General features: G+C 46.2%; 15 protein-coding genes. 11 read left to right on the plus strand and 4 right to left on the minus strand.

Annotation, left to right across the window (positions count from 1 at the left end; all coding sequences use genetic code 11):
* Positions 1 to 161: 161 nt before the first annotated feature.
* The 6 genes from arcA to ACVA6Q_RS15015 all read left to right on the plus strand — a co-directional run bounded on the left by arcA (position 162) and on the right by ACVA6Q_RS15015 (position 5,243).
* Positions 162 to 1,382 (plus strand): arginine deiminase, encoded by a 1,221-nt coding sequence (gene arcA / locus ACVA6Q_RS14990; protein ID WP_446648056.1) that lies wholly within the window; start codon positions 162 to 164, stop codon positions 1,380 to 1,382.
* Between the two features lie 36 nt (positions 1,383 to 1,418).
* Positions 1,419 to 2,330 (plus strand): carbamate kinase, encoded by a 912-nt coding sequence (gene arcC / locus ACVA6Q_RS14995; protein ID WP_446648057.1) that lies wholly within the window; start codon positions 1,419 to 1,421, stop codon positions 2,328 to 2,330.
* An 82-nt stretch (positions 2,331 to 2,412) separates the two neighbouring features.
* Positions 2,413 to 3,423: an ornithine carbamoyltransferase gene (locus ACVA6Q_RS15000; protein WP_446648058.1), complete on the plus strand. Its 1,011-nt coding sequence runs from the start codon at positions 2,413 to 2,415 to the stop codon at positions 3,421 to 3,423.
* 199 nt (positions 3,424 to 3,622) lie between these two features.
* On the plus strand, positions 3,623 to 4,105 hold the full coding sequence (locus tag ACVA6Q_RS15005; RefSeq protein ID WP_353498164.1) for an arginine repressor: 483 nt from the start codon (positions 3,623 to 3,625) through the stop codon (positions 4,103 to 4,105).
* 162 nt (positions 4,106 to 4,267) lie between these two features.
* Positions 4,268 to 4,876, plus strand: a complete 609-nt coding sequence (gene cobO, locus ACVA6Q_RS15010) for a cob(I)yrinic acid a,c-diamide adenosyltransferase (RefSeq protein ID WP_353498163.1) — start codon at positions 4,268 to 4,270, stop codon at positions 4,874 to 4,876.
* 100 nt (positions 4,877 to 4,976) lie between these two features.
* Positions 4,977 to 5,243 (plus strand): hypothetical protein, encoded by a 267-nt coding sequence (locus tag ACVA6Q_RS15015; protein WP_446648059.1) that lies wholly within the window; start codon positions 4,977 to 4,979, stop codon positions 5,241 to 5,243.
* A gap of 63 nt (positions 5,244 to 5,306) precedes the next feature.
* Here ACVA6Q_RS15015 and ACVA6Q_RS15020 read toward each other — a convergent pair whose 3' ends face one another.
* From ACVA6Q_RS15020 to apbC, 3 genes are all read right to left on the minus strand, one after another.
* Complete coding sequence (locus ACVA6Q_RS15020; RefSeq protein WP_446648060.1) at positions 5,307 to 7,406, minus strand: AsmA family protein; 2,100 nt, start codon at positions 7,404 to 7,406, stop codon at positions 5,307 to 5,309.
* A 165-nt stretch (positions 7,407 to 7,571) separates the two neighbouring features.
* Positions 7,572 to 8,213, minus strand: coding sequence for a uridine kinase (gene udk, locus ACVA6Q_RS15025; protein ID WP_353498160.1), 642 nt, complete (start codon positions 8,211 to 8,213; stop codon positions 7,572 to 7,574).
* 189 nt (positions 8,214 to 8,402) lie between these two features.
* On the minus strand, positions 8,403 to 9,479 hold the full coding sequence (gene apbC, locus ACVA6Q_RS15030) for an iron-sulfur cluster carrier protein ApbC (RefSeq protein WP_446648061.1): 1,077 nt from the start codon (positions 9,477 to 9,479) through the stop codon (positions 8,403 to 8,405).
* A 177-nt stretch (positions 9,480 to 9,656) separates the two neighbouring features.
* Between apbC and metG the strand changes: the two genes are divergently transcribed.
* From metG to ACVA6Q_RS15045, 3 genes are all read left to right on the plus strand, one after another.
* Complete coding sequence (gene metG / locus ACVA6Q_RS15035) at positions 9,657 to 11,717, plus strand: methionine--tRNA ligase (RefSeq protein ID WP_353498159.1); 2,061 nt, start codon at positions 9,657 to 9,659, stop codon at positions 11,715 to 11,717.
* 204 nt (positions 11,718 to 11,921) lie between these two features.
* Positions 11,922 to 12,728, plus strand: a complete 807-nt coding sequence (locus ACVA6Q_RS15040; protein WP_446648062.1) for a hypothetical protein — start codon at positions 11,922 to 11,924, stop codon at positions 12,726 to 12,728.
* 121 nt (positions 12,729 to 12,849) lie between these two features.
* Positions 12,850 to 13,638, plus strand: a complete 789-nt coding sequence (locus tag ACVA6Q_RS15045; RefSeq protein WP_446648063.1) for a hypothetical protein — start codon at positions 12,850 to 12,852, stop codon at positions 13,636 to 13,638.
* 45 nt (positions 13,639 to 13,683) lie between these two features.
* Here ACVA6Q_RS15045 and fadR read toward each other — a convergent pair whose 3' ends face one another.
* The gene (gene fadR / locus ACVA6Q_RS15050; RefSeq protein ID WP_353498156.1) at positions 13,684 to 14,523 is read right to left on the minus strand and encodes a fatty acid metabolism transcriptional regulator FadR; all 840 of its coding nucleotides are present in this window, start codon (positions 14,521 to 14,523) and stop codon (positions 13,684 to 13,686) included.
* A 689-nt stretch (positions 14,524 to 15,212) separates the two neighbouring features.
* On the opposite strand from fadR, the gene nhaB reads away from it, so the two are divergent.
* Both nhaB and dsbB read left to right on the plus strand, forming a co-directional pair.
* A complete protein-coding gene (gene nhaB, locus ACVA6Q_RS15055; RefSeq protein ID WP_446648064.1) occupies positions 15,213 to 16,805 on the plus strand; it encodes a Na(+)/H(+) antiporter NhaB in 1,593 nt (530 codons plus the stop codon).
* A gap of 80 nt (positions 16,806 to 16,885) precedes the next feature.
* A complete protein-coding gene (gene dsbB, locus ACVA6Q_RS15060; protein WP_446648065.1) occupies positions 16,886 to 17,428 on the plus strand; it encodes a disulfide bond formation protein DsbB in 543 nt (180 codons plus the stop codon).
* Positions 17,429 to 17,619: the final 191 nt, after the last annotated feature.

Here is a 17,619-nt window from a genome sequence, read left to right on the forward strand (position 1 = left end):
AGCACCCTCAAATAGCGATAGTTTGCAGCGATAATATGTGTGATCGCGATCTAATACGGCTTGAATATTTTGCTTCATATTATAACCACCACAGCGAAGCTAATAATAAATACCCTACATAAAACTCGATGAGTTTTAATAAATATTAGAGAGACTTGATTATGAATAAACTCTATGTTGGTTCTGAAGTTGGTCAGCTACGTCGCGTGTTAATTCACCGTCCACGCCGTGCTCTCACACACTTAACTCCATCAAACTGCCACCAGCTCCTTTTCGATGATGTGCTTGCTGTCGAGAAAGCCGGCGAAGAACATGACGTGTTTGCAAAAACGCTAGAATCCCAGGGCGTTGAGGTCTTACTACTGACTCACTTGCTCGCAGAAACACTAGCGATTCCAGAAGCGAAAGATTGGCTGCTAAACACCCAAGTATCCGATTTTCGCTATGGCGCAACCTTCGCGAATGATGTGAGATGCTACTTAGGCGACCTGCCAAACCTTGAGCTCGCGAAAGTGCTTACTGGCGGTCTGTCTTTCGGTGAAATGCCACTTGAATCATCTTCAATGCTGCAATCACTGTACAAAAAGAACGACTTCATTATCGACCCACTACCGAACCATCTGTTTACCCGCGATACCTCATGCTGGGTATATGGCGGCGTGTCAATTAACCCGATGGCGAAGGTCGCCCGTCAACGCGAAACCAACCATCTTCGCGCTATCTACCGCTGGCATCCAACGTTCGCTGGTCAAGATTTTATTAAGTACTTCGGTGATGAACCTTTGGCGTATGACCACTCGACTATCGAAGGTGGTGACGTGCTGGTCATTGGTAAAGGCGCCGTTCTGATTGGTATGTCTGAACGCACCACTCCGCAGGGCGTTGAGCACTTAGCGTCTAGTCTGTTTAGACATGGCGAGGCAAAACAAGTGATCGCATTAGAGCTTCCAAAAGATCGCTCTTGCATGCATCTCGATACCGTGATGACACACATGCGTGAAGATACTTTCTCGGTCTATCCGAATGTGATTCCAGATGATGTGAAGTGCTGGAGTTTAACCGGTGATGAATCTGGTCGCGTCAAAGCCGCTCAGCAAAGCTCGTACATCTCAACTATCGAAAAAGCGCTGCAAGTCGACAAGCTCAATCTTATTACTACCGGCGGCGATAACTTTGAAGCCGAACGTGAGCAGTGGAACGATGCCAACAATGTACTTACCGTGAAGCCAGGTGTGGTCATTGGCTACGAGCGCAATACCTACACCAATGAGAAATACGACAAAGCCGGTATCACTGTACTGCCTATCCCAGGTGATGAACTTGGCCGTGGCCGTGGCGGCGCTCGCTGCATGAGCTGTCCTATTGAACGTGATGGTATTTAACCATTCCCTAAGACTCAACTGCTCTGGATAAAGACTATGAAAAAACAAACCATTGTCGTCGCTCTTGGCGGTAACGCACTGCTAAAAAGAGGCGAGCCACTCGAAGCGGAAGTGCAAAGACACAATATTGAAGTCGCGGTTAACACCATCGCTAAAATTGCTGAGCAATATAATGTCGTATTGGTGCATGGAAATGGCCCTCAAGTTGGTTTACTGGCGCTGCAAGGACTGGAGTACAAAAAGGTCAACCCGTACCCACTTGACGTACTTGGCAGCGAAACGCAAGGCATGATCGGCTATATGTTGATGCAAGAGTTCAAAAACCAAATGCCGGAGAGAAACGTCACCTGCATGCTAACTCAAATGACCGTCGATCCCAAAGATCCCGCGTTTCAAGATCCGACTAAGCCGATTGGTCCGATTTATGAGAAACAAGAAGCTTGTGAGCTCGCTGAGAAGTATCACTGGACGATTAAGCCCGATGGCCAACATTTCCGACGTGTAGTACCAAGCCCTCAGCCAACAGGCATTATTGAACATGAAGCGATCACCTCGTTAATCGAACAAGGCCATTTAGTTATCTGTACTGGCGGCGGCGGTATTCCAGTTACGCGCAAAGAAGGCAAATTGGTTGGCGTAGAAGCCGTGATCGACAAAGACATGTCGGCTGCATTCCTAGCGAAGCAGCTCAACGCAGATCGTCTGTTGATCTTGACTGACGCCGATGCGGTGTACCTCGACTGGGGTCAACCAACGCAGCGTCCACTGCACGCCACGACTCCAGCAGAGCTTTCCCAGTATCAGTTTGATGCAGGCTCAATGGGACCAAAAATTGACGCCTCTTGTGAGTTCATTCAGCAAGGCGGAAAAATGGTTGGCATTGGCTCATTAGAAGACGGCCTTCGCATCCTAGAAGGCAATGCAGGCACAGTTATTACCAAACGTTAATTCACATTCCATCACAATGATATGACGCGCTGGCTCAATTTAAGCGGTATGAGCCACCGCTAAGACAGAAAAGGACACTATTATGGCTTTCAATCTTCGTAATCGTAACTTCCTAAAACTCCTTGATTTCACGCCTCGCGAAATCGGTCATTTGTTAGAGCTGTCCATTGAGCTTAAAAAAGCCAAGTACAACGGCTATGAGCAGCCACGCCTTAAAGGTAAAAACATCGCGCTTATCTTCGAAAAAACGTCGACTCGCACCCGCTGCGCGTTTGAAGTTGCAGCATTCGATCAAGGCGCGCAAGTCTCCTATCTTGGTCCTACCGGTTCTCAGATTGGCCACAAAGAATCGATGAAAGATACCGCTCGTGTATTGGGCAGAATGTACGACGGCATCGAGTATCGCGGGTATGGTCAATCAATCGTTGAAGAATTAGGTCAGTACGCTGGCGTGCCTGTTTGGAATGGGCTAACCGATGAGTTCCACCCAACTCAAATTCTGGCTGACTTTATGACTATGATGGAGCATTCGCCGAACAAACCACTAAGTGCGATTACCTTCGCGTACCTTGGTGATGCGCGCAATAACATGGGTAACTCACTCATGGTAGGTGCGGCAAAAATGGGTATGGAAATCCGCCTTGTAGCGCCAAAAGCATTCTGGCCTGAAGCGTCTCTAATTAAGCAATGCCAAACCATCGCAGCAGACACAGGGGCGAAGATTGTCCTAACCGAAGACGTGCAAGAAGGCGTGCAAGGCTGTGACTTCCTGTACACCGACGTATGGGTGTCCATGGGTGAAGCCAAAGAAGCTTGGGCAGAGCGCATCAAACTTATGTTGCCTTACCAAGTCAATATGGATGTGATTAAGGCGACGGGTAATCCAAACGTGAAGTTTATGCACTGTCTACCAGCCTTCCATGGTGAAGATACCACCGTGGGTAAAGGCCTAGCCGCTGACTACCCAGAGCTATCACAAGGGTGTGAAGTGACCGATGAAGTGGTTGAGTCTCCATACTCTATCGTGTTTGATGAAGCAGAGAATAGAATGCACACCATCAAAGCCGTTATGGTGGCGACATTAGGTCAATAATCCACTTATTCTATAGCACGAACGAAAGCGAGGGGTTTCTCTCGCTTTTGAGTGATTAAACAATAACCTGCAGTCAAAATGAGAAATGGGCATATATTTTACTTTTTCACAATTTGATAGTGTATGAGTTGCTATTAATAATAAATAACAACACATAAAACCACCTCAAGGATGAGTTTTACTATTTAGTAGGTGAAACATGTACGACACTCCTGATTTAGACAACCCTACTGTCGATGAGAAAAAACTCACCGAAGTGTGCAAAAATCTGCTGCAACAACAAAGCTTCACAACCCAGAACAAACTTAGGCAAGCCCTTGTCGCTCTTGGCTACCATGGGATCAGCCAATCTACAGTCTCACGCCTTCTTGCCCAGCTTGGCGTTGTCAAAATGCAAAATGCTTGTGGCAAAAAAGCGTACTGCTTAACCTCAGAAAGCAGCTCGGTTCGCGTTGATTCTTCTATCTCTTCTCAAATCGAACTCATCACTAACAATCAATCGTTGGTGGTGATCAAGACCCACCCAGGTAGTGCACAATTGATAGCGAGACTCATCGATATCGACCCACACGCCGACATCCTCGCAACTATCGGAGGCAACGACACCATTTTAGTGGTGCCAAAACATGTCAAAGATGTCGATCGCTGTGAGCAAGTCGTGCGAGCGCGATTAGGTGCATAGCACCTTTACTAAGAAGCAAAGGGGAAAAGACAAAGGATAAAAGGCAAAACGCAAAATCAAACCAGTACATAAAACGGGATAATCCCTTAGGATTTATCCCGTTTTTTTCTTTTGGGTTTGCTTTATGATGGAGCTTAGACACAACAAATTTGAGGAACCCCTATGTCAATGTCGGAAGAGTCTAAGCAGCAGCGTCATAAAGAGCGCCAACAGAAAGTCAAAGAGAATGTCGATCAGAAAATCGCCAATGCTCAAATTGAGAAAGGCCTGCTACTGATCATCACCGGAAACGGTAAAGGAAAATCGACATCAGGGTTTGGCACAGTCGCACGCGCCGTTGGACACGGCAAAAAGTGTGCAGTGGCACAGTTTATCAAAGGGACATGGGACAACGGTGAGCGTAACCTACTCGAAAAGCTTGGTGTTGAATTTCAAGTGATGGCGACGGGCTTTACTTGGGAAACCCAAAACAAAGCTGCGGATACTGAAGCGGCTCAAGGCGTCTGGCAAGAATGCAAGCGTATGCTGCAAGATGAGTCTATTGATGTCGTCTTATTTGACGAACTGACCTACATGGTGAGTTATGGTTATATTGAGCTTGATGAAGTCGTCGAGGCACTCAATAAGCGCCCAGCTATGCAGTCAGTCATTATCACCGGACGCGCCGCGCATCGAACACTGATTGAAATGGCGGACACCGTTTCCGAAGTGAAAAACGTTAAGCACGCCTTTGAATCTGGTGTGAAAGCACTTAAAGGTGTTGATTGGTAACTCATATGGGGTACAAAATAGGATAATTCGTGCATGACAATGGTTTGTATTTCGTTTAAATTAAACATAAATGCAACATAACATTAACACGGAGAGTTTTATGGAAAGTTGTACTCTGACCCTTTGGATGCATACGAGCGAGCATCAGTTTGTCCTAGGATGGGGACCAATACAAAGCATGCAGGACTCCACAGAGTGTTGGGACGCCGTTGAACCCAGCACAGAACCATCAAGCGTATCGCTAACCATTCGCAGACCCGATGGTGCGATCGATAGCAAAATGGTCGACATGGCAACAGTTGCTGAGTTGATTACCCAATGGGAAACCATCGTCGAGACAGAACAAGATCTCGACCTACACTGGTAACCACATACCGATAAGAAAAATGCCAGCCTCGAAAGGCTGGCATTTTTTGTTTAAAAAGATAGGTTAATTAAAGAGACCTTTTAGCAGGCTATCTACTGCTTTTTTCGTCTTTTCATCTTTAATGCCTAATCGCTCAGTGGCACGCTCGACTTCTTTTTTAGCTTTCTCTTTGAGCACATCGTCAAACACCAACGCAAATTTCGGATCCGTCCACGCACCGGTGATTCGAATTGGAATCGTGACATCTCTCAGCTCATCGATATTCTGGCCGCCCTGCCCTTCAAGGGTACCAACAACCGAAGTGCTCACGACAAAGTCAGCCGTCTCATTAATATAATTAGCAGAGCCATCACCTTTCAAACGCAGTAGCGGCGATTCCGCCGTCATATCATTAGTCGACACCACACCATTGGCGAGCTTGAGTGTTGCTTTCATCGCACTAAAGTCGGTTTTCTTAGGGCCTTTTTCTCCATCCAAAGACTGGCCTTTAAAGCGAGCGTAGTTTTCACGAATAAGCTGCGCCACATTGATACCATTAACTGCGCCATCGGCAAAGTTGATTTTCACCGTACCCGACAAGTTCTTCTTCATCGCAGTGGGTGCAAGACCTTTACCTTTGACATTAACATCAATATTGCCCGTGCCTTCCAACATATCGTTGTTTGCCACATCAACCAGCAATGGCTGCACTTTGACGCCTTTGATACGTTTCACTGCGCTGTATGATGCTGGTGACTTGCGCGCATCCAGCTTGCCAGTTGCCGTAATGGAACCACCGTAAAGCTGCGAGCTGAAAGAGTTCAGCGTAGCCACGCCGCGATTCACAGCAAAATCGGTCTTCACTTGCTGCATATGAGCATTGCCCGCTTTGAATTTATCGATAGTGATCTTACCTTGAACATCCAAACCGCTAAGCGCCGTTAAATCAGGTTCAACCTCTTGTGCAGGCGCACTCGTTCCCGAATCACCCGTTCCAGATTCACCACCTTTAGAGTCAGTGCTAGCAGCTGTTTGGTTCAAGCCCAAAAACTCATCTAAATCGATATTTGGGCTATGCAGTGAGAAGCGCACTTTAGGGATGTCCGCCAACTGCACCGTTGCTTTACCATCCAGCTCAATCTTATTGACGGTCAATTTCTGCAATACAAAATCAAGGAAGCTTTTATTCAAGTCAAAGCTGAGATCCGAAGCCATAGTGATTTTCATAGGCGACTGCGGCAACGCAGCACCGTTTAAGGTCGAATCCAATGATAAACCGCTCAGCTTAACCAGTGAGATGGCTTTATCAACGGTAAACGTAGTACCGCCTTTCGCATCAAAGGTGAGATCAGCAGCATTGCCTTTCATTGAGAAATCGATGGCATTTGGCTTATCAAATTCAAACGTCGCCAGTTTTAACTGCGCTTGCTGAATCTGGTTTGCCGCATCCTTGTAGGTTGCATCAAACTCAATGTTCTTAAGTGCATACTCAGCAAAGCCCTGCGCCAATTTAAAGTCAGCGGTACCTTTTGCTGTGAACTGCTGATCGTTATTTTGGCCTTTAAGCTCAAAGTTCGCCGTCGTCCATTGGTCGACTGCGAACTCGGTCACATTCAAGCCCACATCATAAAGCTTAGTGAAAGTCCCTGTTTGCGCGTTTGATACCTCAAGCAGCGCATTTGACACTGTGACACCAGATAGAGAAATCTGCCATCCATCGGCGGCTGATGTGGACGCTTCCGCTGGCGCATCGCTGGTCGCAGCAGGATCTGCAACCGTCTCTGTTTGCGGCGCTGCCGTCAAGGCATCAAGATTTGAGCTGCCATCTTTAAGGGTTTCTAAATAAACCTGCGCGCCATCTAACGTTATCGAGCCAATCTCCAACGTTTTATCGAGTAGCGGCATCACAGCCACACTGACGCCGACTTGGCTTACACTAAATAGATTTGGGTTTTGAAAACCTTGTGGGTTTTTAAGGCTAGTTTGGCCGAGCTCTAGGCCTACCGACGGAAAGAACTGCCAGCTGATGTCACCGCTGATTTCAAGCTCTAGACCGGTTTGGTTTTTCACTTGCTCAGCGAGCATAGGTTTGAACTGATTAGGGTTGACGAACATCACCAGTGCGGCGACACCCAACACGATCACCAGCACTGGGATGGCGAGAATGAGGAGGAGTTTTTTCATTAGCAACTTCCTTGCAAGGCTGAAAACCTAAAAACAAAAAGTGGCACATAAAGTGCCACTAATTAGTTAAAAAATAAAGCAATTTAAACGCCGTTCAAGCACCTATTTATTATAGGACATTCTCACCGCGTTCATTGTGCGTTTTCAATCCGAACTGAGTCAGGATTATGCACGAAGTAGTTTAGCGATGTGCGCTTTTAACACGTCGATTGCAATACGGTTTTTACCGCCACGTGGAACAATAATGTCCGCGTGTTGCTTTGACGGTTCAATAAACTGCATAAACATAGGACGAACTGTCGATTGGTACTGTTTCAAAACAGATTCCATTGTACGACCACGTTCTTCAACGTCACGTTTAACGCGGCGCAGTAGACAGATATCAAGTGGTGTATCCATGAACACTGTCGCGTGCATGAGTTTACGTAGACGAGGATCTGTCAGCAGTAGAATACCTTCAAGGATGATCACTTTCTTTGGTGTCATAGAGGTGCTATTTTCAGTGCGTGTGTGCTCAGTGTAGCTGTACTCTGGTACTTCAACCGCTTCACCATTGATCAACTGCTCTAGGTGATCACAAAGTAGATCGTGGTCAAGAGCATTTGGGTGGTCGTAGTTGGTTTTAACACGCTCTTCCATGCTCAAGTGACTTTGATCGTTGTAGTAACAATCTTCCGTGATGACACCGATTTGATGATCGCCAACCTTCTCGCGAAGTTCATTATAGATAGTGCTCGCGATGAGGCTTTTTCCAGAAGCAGAAGCGCCAGCGATACCGACGATGACACATTGATTATTATCAGACATTCTTTGCACCTAGTACATATATGGTGGTGAGGACAAAACCGCGTAATTATATGGACATCATTCAATAGATACTAGTCGATATCTCACTTATTTGACGTTCAATTTTGTCTCAGATCGAAGAATGAAAAAATGCAATCGATTACCCACCAACGCACTGTTTGCTTAATAACCAATTAAATTCATATCGAGTTATTCGACCATCTTAAACAAGATTGAGTCTGGTTTCGGTTTGCCACTCCAAAATAGATCCGAGCAGACTCTTTCAGCAAGCTCTCGATAGATGGTTGCATGCTCACTTTCTGGCTGTGAAACTACCGTTGGCGCACCATTATCAATCGACTCGCGAATATCGATATGAAGTGGTACCTGACCAAGAAGATTCAAACCGAATTTAGCCGCCATCCACTCTGCACCGCCAGCCCCAAAAATGTGCTCTTTAGAGCCACATTGGCTACAGATGTGATAGCTCATGTTCTCTACAATACCGACCACAGGTACCGAAACCTTCTCGAACATAGCTGCGCCTTTAATCGCGTCCGCCAAAGCAAGATCTTGCGGCGTAGTAACGATAAGTGCGCCCGTTACCGGTATTTGCTGAGATAAGGTCAGCTGAATATCCCCTGTGCCCGGTGGCATATCGATAACCAAGTAATCCAAATCTGGCCACTCCGTTTCATTAAGAAGCTGAGCTAATGCTTTAGACGCCATAGGGCCACGCCAAATTGCTGCATCGTCAGTGCTCATCAGGTACCCAATAGATTGCGTGTAAATACCATGTGCCGGCACTGGTTGCATCCATTTGCCATCACGCACCTCTGGATGCGCATCGATTTGACCAAGCATGATAGGGATAGAAGGGCCGTATACATCGGCATCCAAAATACCGACTTTTGCTCCCAACTGACTGATTGCCAATGCTAGATTGACCGCCGTCGTCGATTTACCCACACCACCTTTTGCCGAAGTCACCGCAATGACGTTTTTCACGCCTTTGATTTCCGTCGCGACTGTAGTTTCAAGTGCTTTGGTACTGACGGATACGGAGAAAGGAAACTTAGCAACTTCGCCAGAGGCTTGTTTGCCCTCAATCCAGCGAGCCAACGCCTCTCGCGCAGAGAGGTTGGCAAACGGCAGAGCAATTTGAAACTCACCCGAGGCTGCAACCTTAACTACATCAGGGACTTCACTCCATCCCAGCTTGAGGTTTGAGTGGCTGAACTCCCCTAGCCATTGGCAAAAATCTTGTTTCGATTCGAACGTGCGCATCATGCATTCCTTATTATTGTTAGTCTTTAGCTAATCTTCCTAAGATTAGCACTCACTTAGCCGAACCAGAACCCTAAAAAAGTTGGGGAGATTGATGTCGGATACCTTGGAGTCATGCCACGCATCATGTAGTATTAGCCAATATTTTTACTCTGAATAAAGAAAGCGAAACTAAGTATGGCAACCGATCCAAGAAAACTGTTGGTCACTTGTGCACTTCCGTACGCTAACGGCTCTATCCACCTAGGTCATATGCTTGAGCATATCCAAGCGGATATTTGGGTGCGCTACCAACGTCTACGTGGCAACGTAGTAAACTTCATTTGTGCTGATGACGCTCACGGCACACCAATCATGCTGAAAGCTCAGCAGATGGGGATCACGCCGGAAGAAATGATCGCAGCAGTTAGTGAAGAGCACCAAAAAGACTTCGCTGGCTTTGATATCAGTTTTGACAACTACCACAGCACGCACTCAGACGAGAACCGCGAGTTGGCATCTCATATTTACCTTGAGCTGAAGAAGAATGGCTTCATTTCTAGCCGCACTATTTCTCAGCTGTTTGACCCAGAAAAAGAGATGTTCCTACCGGATCGCTTCGTTAAAGGTACTTGCCCGAAATGTAAGTCGGAAGATCAATACGGCGACAACTGTGATAACTGTGGCGAAACCTACAGCCCAACTGAACTGATTAATCCTAAATCAGCCGTGTCTGGCGCGACACCAGTCATGAAAGACTCCGAGCACTTCTTCTTCGACCTGCCTCAGTTTGAAAGCATGTTAAAAGAGTGGACTCGCTCTGGCTCGCTTCAATCTGAAACAGCGAACAAGATGCAAGAGTGGTTCGAGTCAGGTCTGCAGCAGTGGGATATCTCTCGCGATGCACCTTACTTCGGTTTCGAAATCCCAGGCGAAAAGAACAAGTTCTTCTACGTTTGGCTAGACGCCCCTGTTGGCTACATGGCGTCATTCAAAAACCTTTGTGGCAAACGTGACGATCTCGATTTCGATGAGTACTGGAAAAAAGACAGCTCGACTGAGCTTTACCACTTCATCGGTAAAGACATTGTTTACTTCCACAGCCTATTCTGGCCTGCAATGCTAGAAGGCAGTGGCTTCCGTAAGCCAAATAACGTTTTCGTTCACGGCTACGTGACGGTAAACGGCGCTAAGATGTCTAAGTCGAAAGGCACCTTCATCAAGGCGGCAACGTACCTAAACCACTTGGATCCTGAGTGTCTACGTTACTACTACGCTGCTAAGCTAAACAGCCGTATCGACGATCTAGACCTTAACCTGGAAGACTTCACGCAACGTGTTAACGCTGACGTCGTCAACAAGATTGTTAACCTAGCTTCTCGTAACGCTGGCTTCATCAGCAAACGTTTCGAAGGCAAGCTTTCTGACAACTTTGCTGAGCCTGAGCTATACAACGAATTCGTTGCAGCCGCTGACCGCATCGCAGAGCTTTACGAGTCTCGCGAGTTTGGTCGTGCAATCCGTGAAATCACGGCACTGGCTGACAAAGCGAACCAGTACGTTGACGAGAAAGCACCTTGGGTTGTTGCTAAAGAAGAAGGCAAAGACCAAGAGCTTCAAGACATCTGTTCAGTGGGTATTAACCTATTCCGTGTTCTGATGACATACCTGAAGCCAGTTATGCCAGATTTGGCAGCGCGTACAGAAGCATTCCTAAACGAAACGCTAACGTGGGAAGGTATTGCCGCGCCGCTTACTGGTCACGAAATCACTAAGTTCAAAGCCCTGTTTAACCGCATCGATCCTAAGAAAGTGGAAGCGATGATTGAAGCTTCTAAAGAAGACGCGGCGGCAGAAGTTGCGGCGAAAGAAAAAGCGGAAGCAGAGAAGAACAAAGCAAGCCAAACTGAGCTTGATAAAGATCCTATCGCTGATGAGATCGAGTTTGACGACTTTGCCAAAGTGGACATGCGTATTGCTCGCATCATTTCTTGTGAAGAAGTGCCAAAAGCGAACAAGCTACTTAAGTTCCAGCTAGATATTGGCGGAGAAACTCGCCAAGTATTCTCTGGTATTAAGTCGGCATACAAACCAGAAGAACTAGAAGGCAAGCTAACTGTTATGGTAGCAAACCTGAAGCCTCGCAAGATGAAGTTTGGTATGTCTGAAGGCATGATCCTAGCCGCAGGCCCTGGTGGTAGCGACTTATGGATCCTTGAGCCACACGAAGGTGCTCAGCCAGGCATGCGTGTGATGTAACACGTTAATATCGCTAGACTAAAGCCAGCATTCTTGCTGGCTTTTTTTGTGACTTAATTCACAGATAATGTGCAATTGCACCAAAACGCAGCACCTCTCCCTACCCCAAAAGTATTAAGTCACTGTTTTATATCAACATTCCATCTTGGCACTCCCTTTGCTCTATATCTCTTGAAGACATTAGACGACATAAAGGAGGTCGTTATGTTTGTATTGATATCTCTAGTCTTATCCGTGGCTATTTTGGCTGTCATTTATCGCTATGCAAAAATCACCGAGGCCAAGGTAGAGCGTAAATATCAATTGATCGTGCAATTGCGTGATCTCATTACTCTAATCCGCCAGCATCGCACCGCGACTCACTATCAATTAATGTTTGATCAGAAGAAGGTCAAACAATTGGAAAAAATTGAAATGGCGATGGAAGAATGCTGTCTCAAACTGATCAGCATTGCCCACTTTGACAACAAACCGCTCTATCGAGTGTTGCACAGCAACGTCAAGCTGCTTTCTCGTTCATGGAAGAAACACACTGTCAGTAAGAACCAAATTGTCCACGGCAAACTGATCCGTCAAACCCTGTTCTTGGTTGACGAAATTTTTACCGCTTGGCTAATAGATTCAGAGCGAGAGGAACTAGAACAAGAATATCGTAATGTTTGGCAAGGCGTGATCGATTCATTGGACTGTTTGACTCAGCTACGTATTTGCATTGATGGCACAGACTCTGAACTCGGCAGGCAGCGCATTCTTCACTACTGTAAGCAAATGCACCGCAAAGTGAATCACCTTAGCCTTGTTGGACCATTGAGCGTTCCATCACCTATGTACAGCACCACGGTCAGTAAAATTGAAGCCTTAATTGAAAATTCGGATACGCCACTGGACAAAGAATTTATGTACCAACTTACAGCCGAGTTGTCAGAGCTCATCTTCTCTAGTTATGACGGACTAGTCAGTGAAATTGCGAGTGATCTCTATCAACCAGTGCCGAACATAATGACGGTCTGAGTTTGTCACTTACCTTTCATAATCAATAAGTAAGCTATTAAGGATATAACCCAAGGCACCATTTCAATGGGTCTCGATGAAAACACAACCTTGGGTTAACCCCGTTCGCATGGAGGCGACAATGACATATTCTCTAGGAAAAACATCCAGCGCGGTTCGCCGCATGTTCAGCTTGACGCCAGAAGGTGGCGTGAGTCACGAATGCTACTATCGACGTTTAGCAGATCTGAGAAAGCTAATCGCCTTACTGAGAATGCACCGAGAAGCGACCCATTACAGCTTATTGTTCGGACACAATAACCAAAGGCAGCAAACTAGTGCACGTGTCCAACTTCAGCTACTGCTAGAGAGCCGTGCTCTGCATCGCCTAGATGGATTTAGCGACATTAAGGCGTGTGTCACGCAGCAACTTCAACACTGGCAACAGCAAACTGTACGTGACAATCAACTGGTGCATAGTCAATTGATTCGAGATGCGCTGATTTTGGTTCAATGTACCATCTCCACTTGGGCAAAAGCAGATGACCAAACTCACCTGCTGCCTACTCAGCGCAAAAGCTGGCAGGCCATTGTGCCCTACATGGACACGCTCACCACATTACGGTTGCACATTGAAACGCTGGAAAAAAAAGACAGTCAGAACGCAATCCGTAGTCTGATTAAACAATTAAGCCACCAGCTCAGTGCGCTGCACATCAGCCAAGATTTAAGCTTGCAGCAGCATCTGCATGAGGATTTACTGGCGCGCATTGCCGATGTCGACGCAGACAGCTCAGCTGATGAGTTTAAGCAGCGTCTATACCGCATAACTTCACAGTTGTCGGAGCTTATTTTTCACTGCTATGACCGCTCGGTCACGACGGTGGCACAGTCGATTTACTCAACACTGCCGAAAATTGCAGTGGCATAAAAAAACCGCCAATCGGCGGTTTTCTCTATTCGTAATCAACGTCTATTAACTGTCGTCTTCTGTAAAGTTGCTCGGCAGTGTGGTCTTCATCTGAGTCCAGATTTGGCCACTTTCCATACCGTATTGACGAATAGCGTTAGGCAGTCTGTCACGATCCCCCGTGCGGCATACCTCTAACAACTCTTTATAGAAATTAAGTGCCAAAGTACGTGCTTCTGGGTTTGAAAAGTAGTACGAGCCAACACGGTCATACAGCTTCTTAAGACCATTGAAGATCAAACCATAGATTTGGTTTCCAGAATGGAACGCCAAACGCTGGAACAACGAGTAGTCGTAAAAATTAAAGGTTTGAGCGATGAGCGATGCCTGGCGTGCCGCTTCATCTTTATCGCCGTCATCTTTTACGTGCGCCTTGAGTTTATCGGCATACGGTGACGACGCAATGAACGCGTCCCAAGACTCTGCATTCAACAAGCTTTCGCAAGACTCAATGATACCTTCGATAGTGCGTTCAGCATTTTCTTTGTTCGCTTTAAATGCATAGCGCATGAAAATTGGGCTGATGTTAGTGCGAGCCGCAAGCAGGTCTTCAACGATCGATGTCGCATTATCCGCATCAAGCGTCATGAGCGTATCAAGAATATGCAGACCCGAGGTCTCCATGAATTGGTTTACTTTGGTTGGCTTACCATGTTGGATAGTTAGCCAGCCATCACGGGCTAGACGCTGCAACACTTCACGCAGCGTAGTTCGTGTGACCCCAATTAGTTCTGACAGCTCTCGCTCAGCTGGGAGAATTGAGCCTGGTGGAAAACGGCCGTTCCAGATACTCTCAATAATATACTTTTCAGCGAACCCTGCTGGGCTCTTCGCCTTAATTACCATTATGGGGTGTTTCCAATCTATTGTATTTATCGTTACATGAAACTCATCATACCACTACTTCCAGATTTTGGTAAACCTACACTACTTATCTATGTAACAATAACAAAATGGAGTAATAACTCTATTTTGACATTTAGACAGCTATATCCATTTATGGGTACGAAGCATGAATATTACATGAGTATTTACTTTTTATTAATATTACAAACTCCTGAATTGCATGATGTTAGTGAACTTCATTCACCTGACCAATCAATAAGATATTTCCGATGAATTGGTAAGAATTAGCCTAAAAAACATGCTTTTTTGACAGCTGTGATTGTCATATCATCCTAGAGCAGTGTTTCATTCAGAACACGGTCAACAAAGAAAAAAATCAACCATTGACTGCAGCTATACCTAGCTTATTTCGTATAGATCGCGTTTTTGGCAAAAAGTGCCTTTTTCATTATGTCTAAAGGTAATTTTTGTTGACTAAATCTTACCGAGGAGTATCTTTTCGGGCGAAGCAAGGAGTGCTTAGCAGCTGAGGGACTTGGCAAGTGAACATACTCCCCACTCCGTTATGCAGTGCGTGATTTTTGTTCGTTTTCTAAGTTTTTTAATTCTGCCGATTTATTTGGAAGCCCACTCAAATACTCTTCGTACCCTTTGCTACTGTCGATTAATAACAACATAAGAGTATTCCCATGCCGATGTCCCTTGGAAATGCATTTATCAAGAACTTTCTTGGTAAGGCACCCGATTGGTATAAACTAGCGATCATCGCTTTCCTAATCATCAACCCTATTGTTTTCTTCCTCGTTGACCCGTTCGTTGCAGGTTGGCTGCTTGTTGTGGAATTCATTTTCACTCTTGCTATGGCACTTAAGTGCTACCCGCTACAACCTGGTGGTTTACTCGCCATTGAAGCTGTCGCAATTGGCATGACAAGCTCCGACATGGTTATGCATGAACTGATCAACAACATAGAAGTATTATTGCTTCTGGTCTTCATGGTTGCTGGTATCTACTTTATGAAACAGCTCCTGCTGTTCATCTTTACTAAGATATTGCTTGGCATTCGCTCGAAGGCTGTGTTGTCTTTGGCCTTCTGTTTTGCTGCGGCTTTCCTATCTGCATTCCTAGATGCACTAACGGTCATTGCGGTTGTTATCAGCGTGTCAGTTGGTTTCTACTCCATCTACCATAAAGTGGCTTCAGGTAAGAACTACGGCTCGTCTCACGACCACACTCATGACGGTGAAATCACCGATCTGACTCGTGACGATCTAGAAGATTACCGTGCATTCCTACGTTCACTATTGATGCATGCCGGTGTGGGTACAGCACTAGGTGGCGTTATGACTATGGTTGGTGAGCCTCAAAACCTTATCATTGCCGGTCAAGCAGGCTGGGAGTTTGGTGAGTTCATTATTCGCATGCTACCTGTTACGGGTCCTGTACTTATCTGTGGCCTTGCTACCTGTTTCATTGTAGAGAAAATCGGTGTGTTTGGTTACGGCGCAGAATTGCCTGATAACGTGCGTAACATCTTAGTTGAATTCGATCGTGAAGAACGTAAATCGCGTACCAAGCAAGATGTGGCGAAACTTTGGATCCAAGGCGCAATTGCAGTATGGCTGATTGTCGCTCTGGCAATGCACCTAGCAGCAGTTGGTCTTATCGGTCTATCAGTTATCGTTCTAGCAACGGCGTTTACCGGCGTGATTGAAGAGCACTCAATGGGTAAAGCCTTTGAAGAGGCGCTGCCGTTTACTGCACTACTTGCTGTATTCTTCTCCATCGTTGCTGTGATTGTTGACCAAGGTCTATTTAAACCAATCATTGACGCCGTTCTTCACATCGAAGACAAAGGCACTCAGCTTGCACTGTTCTATGTTGCTAACGGTTTATTGTCGATGGTATCCGATAACGTATTCGTCGGTACTGTTTACATCAACGAAGTGAAAACAGCGCTGATTGATGGCGTGATCACTCGTGACCAGTTCGACCTACTGGGTGTTGCAATCAACACAGGTACGAACCTACCATCTGTTGCAACGCCAAACGGTCAAGCAGCGTTCCTATTCCTGCTTACTTCAGCGTTAGCACCGCTTATCCGCCTTTCTTACGGTCGTATGGTTATCATGGCACTGCCATACACCATCGTCCTATCGATTGTGGGTCTTCTTGGCATCATCTACCTGGTTGAGCCAATGACTGCATGGTTCTATGAAGCAGGTTGGATTGTTAAGCACACTGGTGCAGTAGTTGAGAGCGCTATCTCATCTGGACACTAATTTTTAGTTGATTGTGAAACTATTCCACGTTAAAAAGCTCTGAGTATTCAGAGCTTTTTTTATTTATCAAGGACGTGACAGTGACACTTCTAGCGAACATTAAGGCATTTTCAAAGACGCGATGGTCTTGGGGATTGCTGCTTCTAGCGATTATCTTTTTCGAAATCTGCGCTCTTTTCTTCCAGCATGTAATGCAACTCGCCCCTTGTGTCATGTGTATCTACGAACGCGTTGCGATGTTTGGCATCGGCGGCGCTGCGTTAATTGGCCTGATTAACCCCAATAATACCTTGCTGAGATGGCTTGGGTTAGGCGCGTGGGGAGCATCTTCTATCAAAGGTCTAACACTATCACTTGAGCACGTGGACTATCAGTTCAACCCTTCCCCATTTAAGACCTGTGATTTGTTTGTGACGTTCCCAGATTGGGCACCATTAAACGAATGGGCACCATGGTTGTTTGAAGCTTATGGCGATTGTTCAAAAGTGGTGTGGCAGTTCTTGTCGCTCTCTATGCCTCAGTGGCTGGTTGTTATCTTTGCGGGTAACTTGGTTGCGTTGGCGATTGTTGTAATTTCGCAGGGTGCGAAAGTATCGTCGGCTAGACATCGTGGGTTTCAATAAAACGGCGGTGCGACGATAGGAGCTAGCCTATGGTTCTCCCCCTAATATAGGGGGAGCTAGAGGGGGTCTCTGCGGCGGAGTCGCGACAAGTAACAATTCAGATTTGTCACCTGCGCTCTTTACCCAAGCTGACCCTCTGAACGCTTCGAATCCTACGCATTTACCCCTCCTAGCCTCCCCTTATAAAAGGG

Source organism: Vibrio sp. DNB22_10_4, assembly GCF_052879755.1.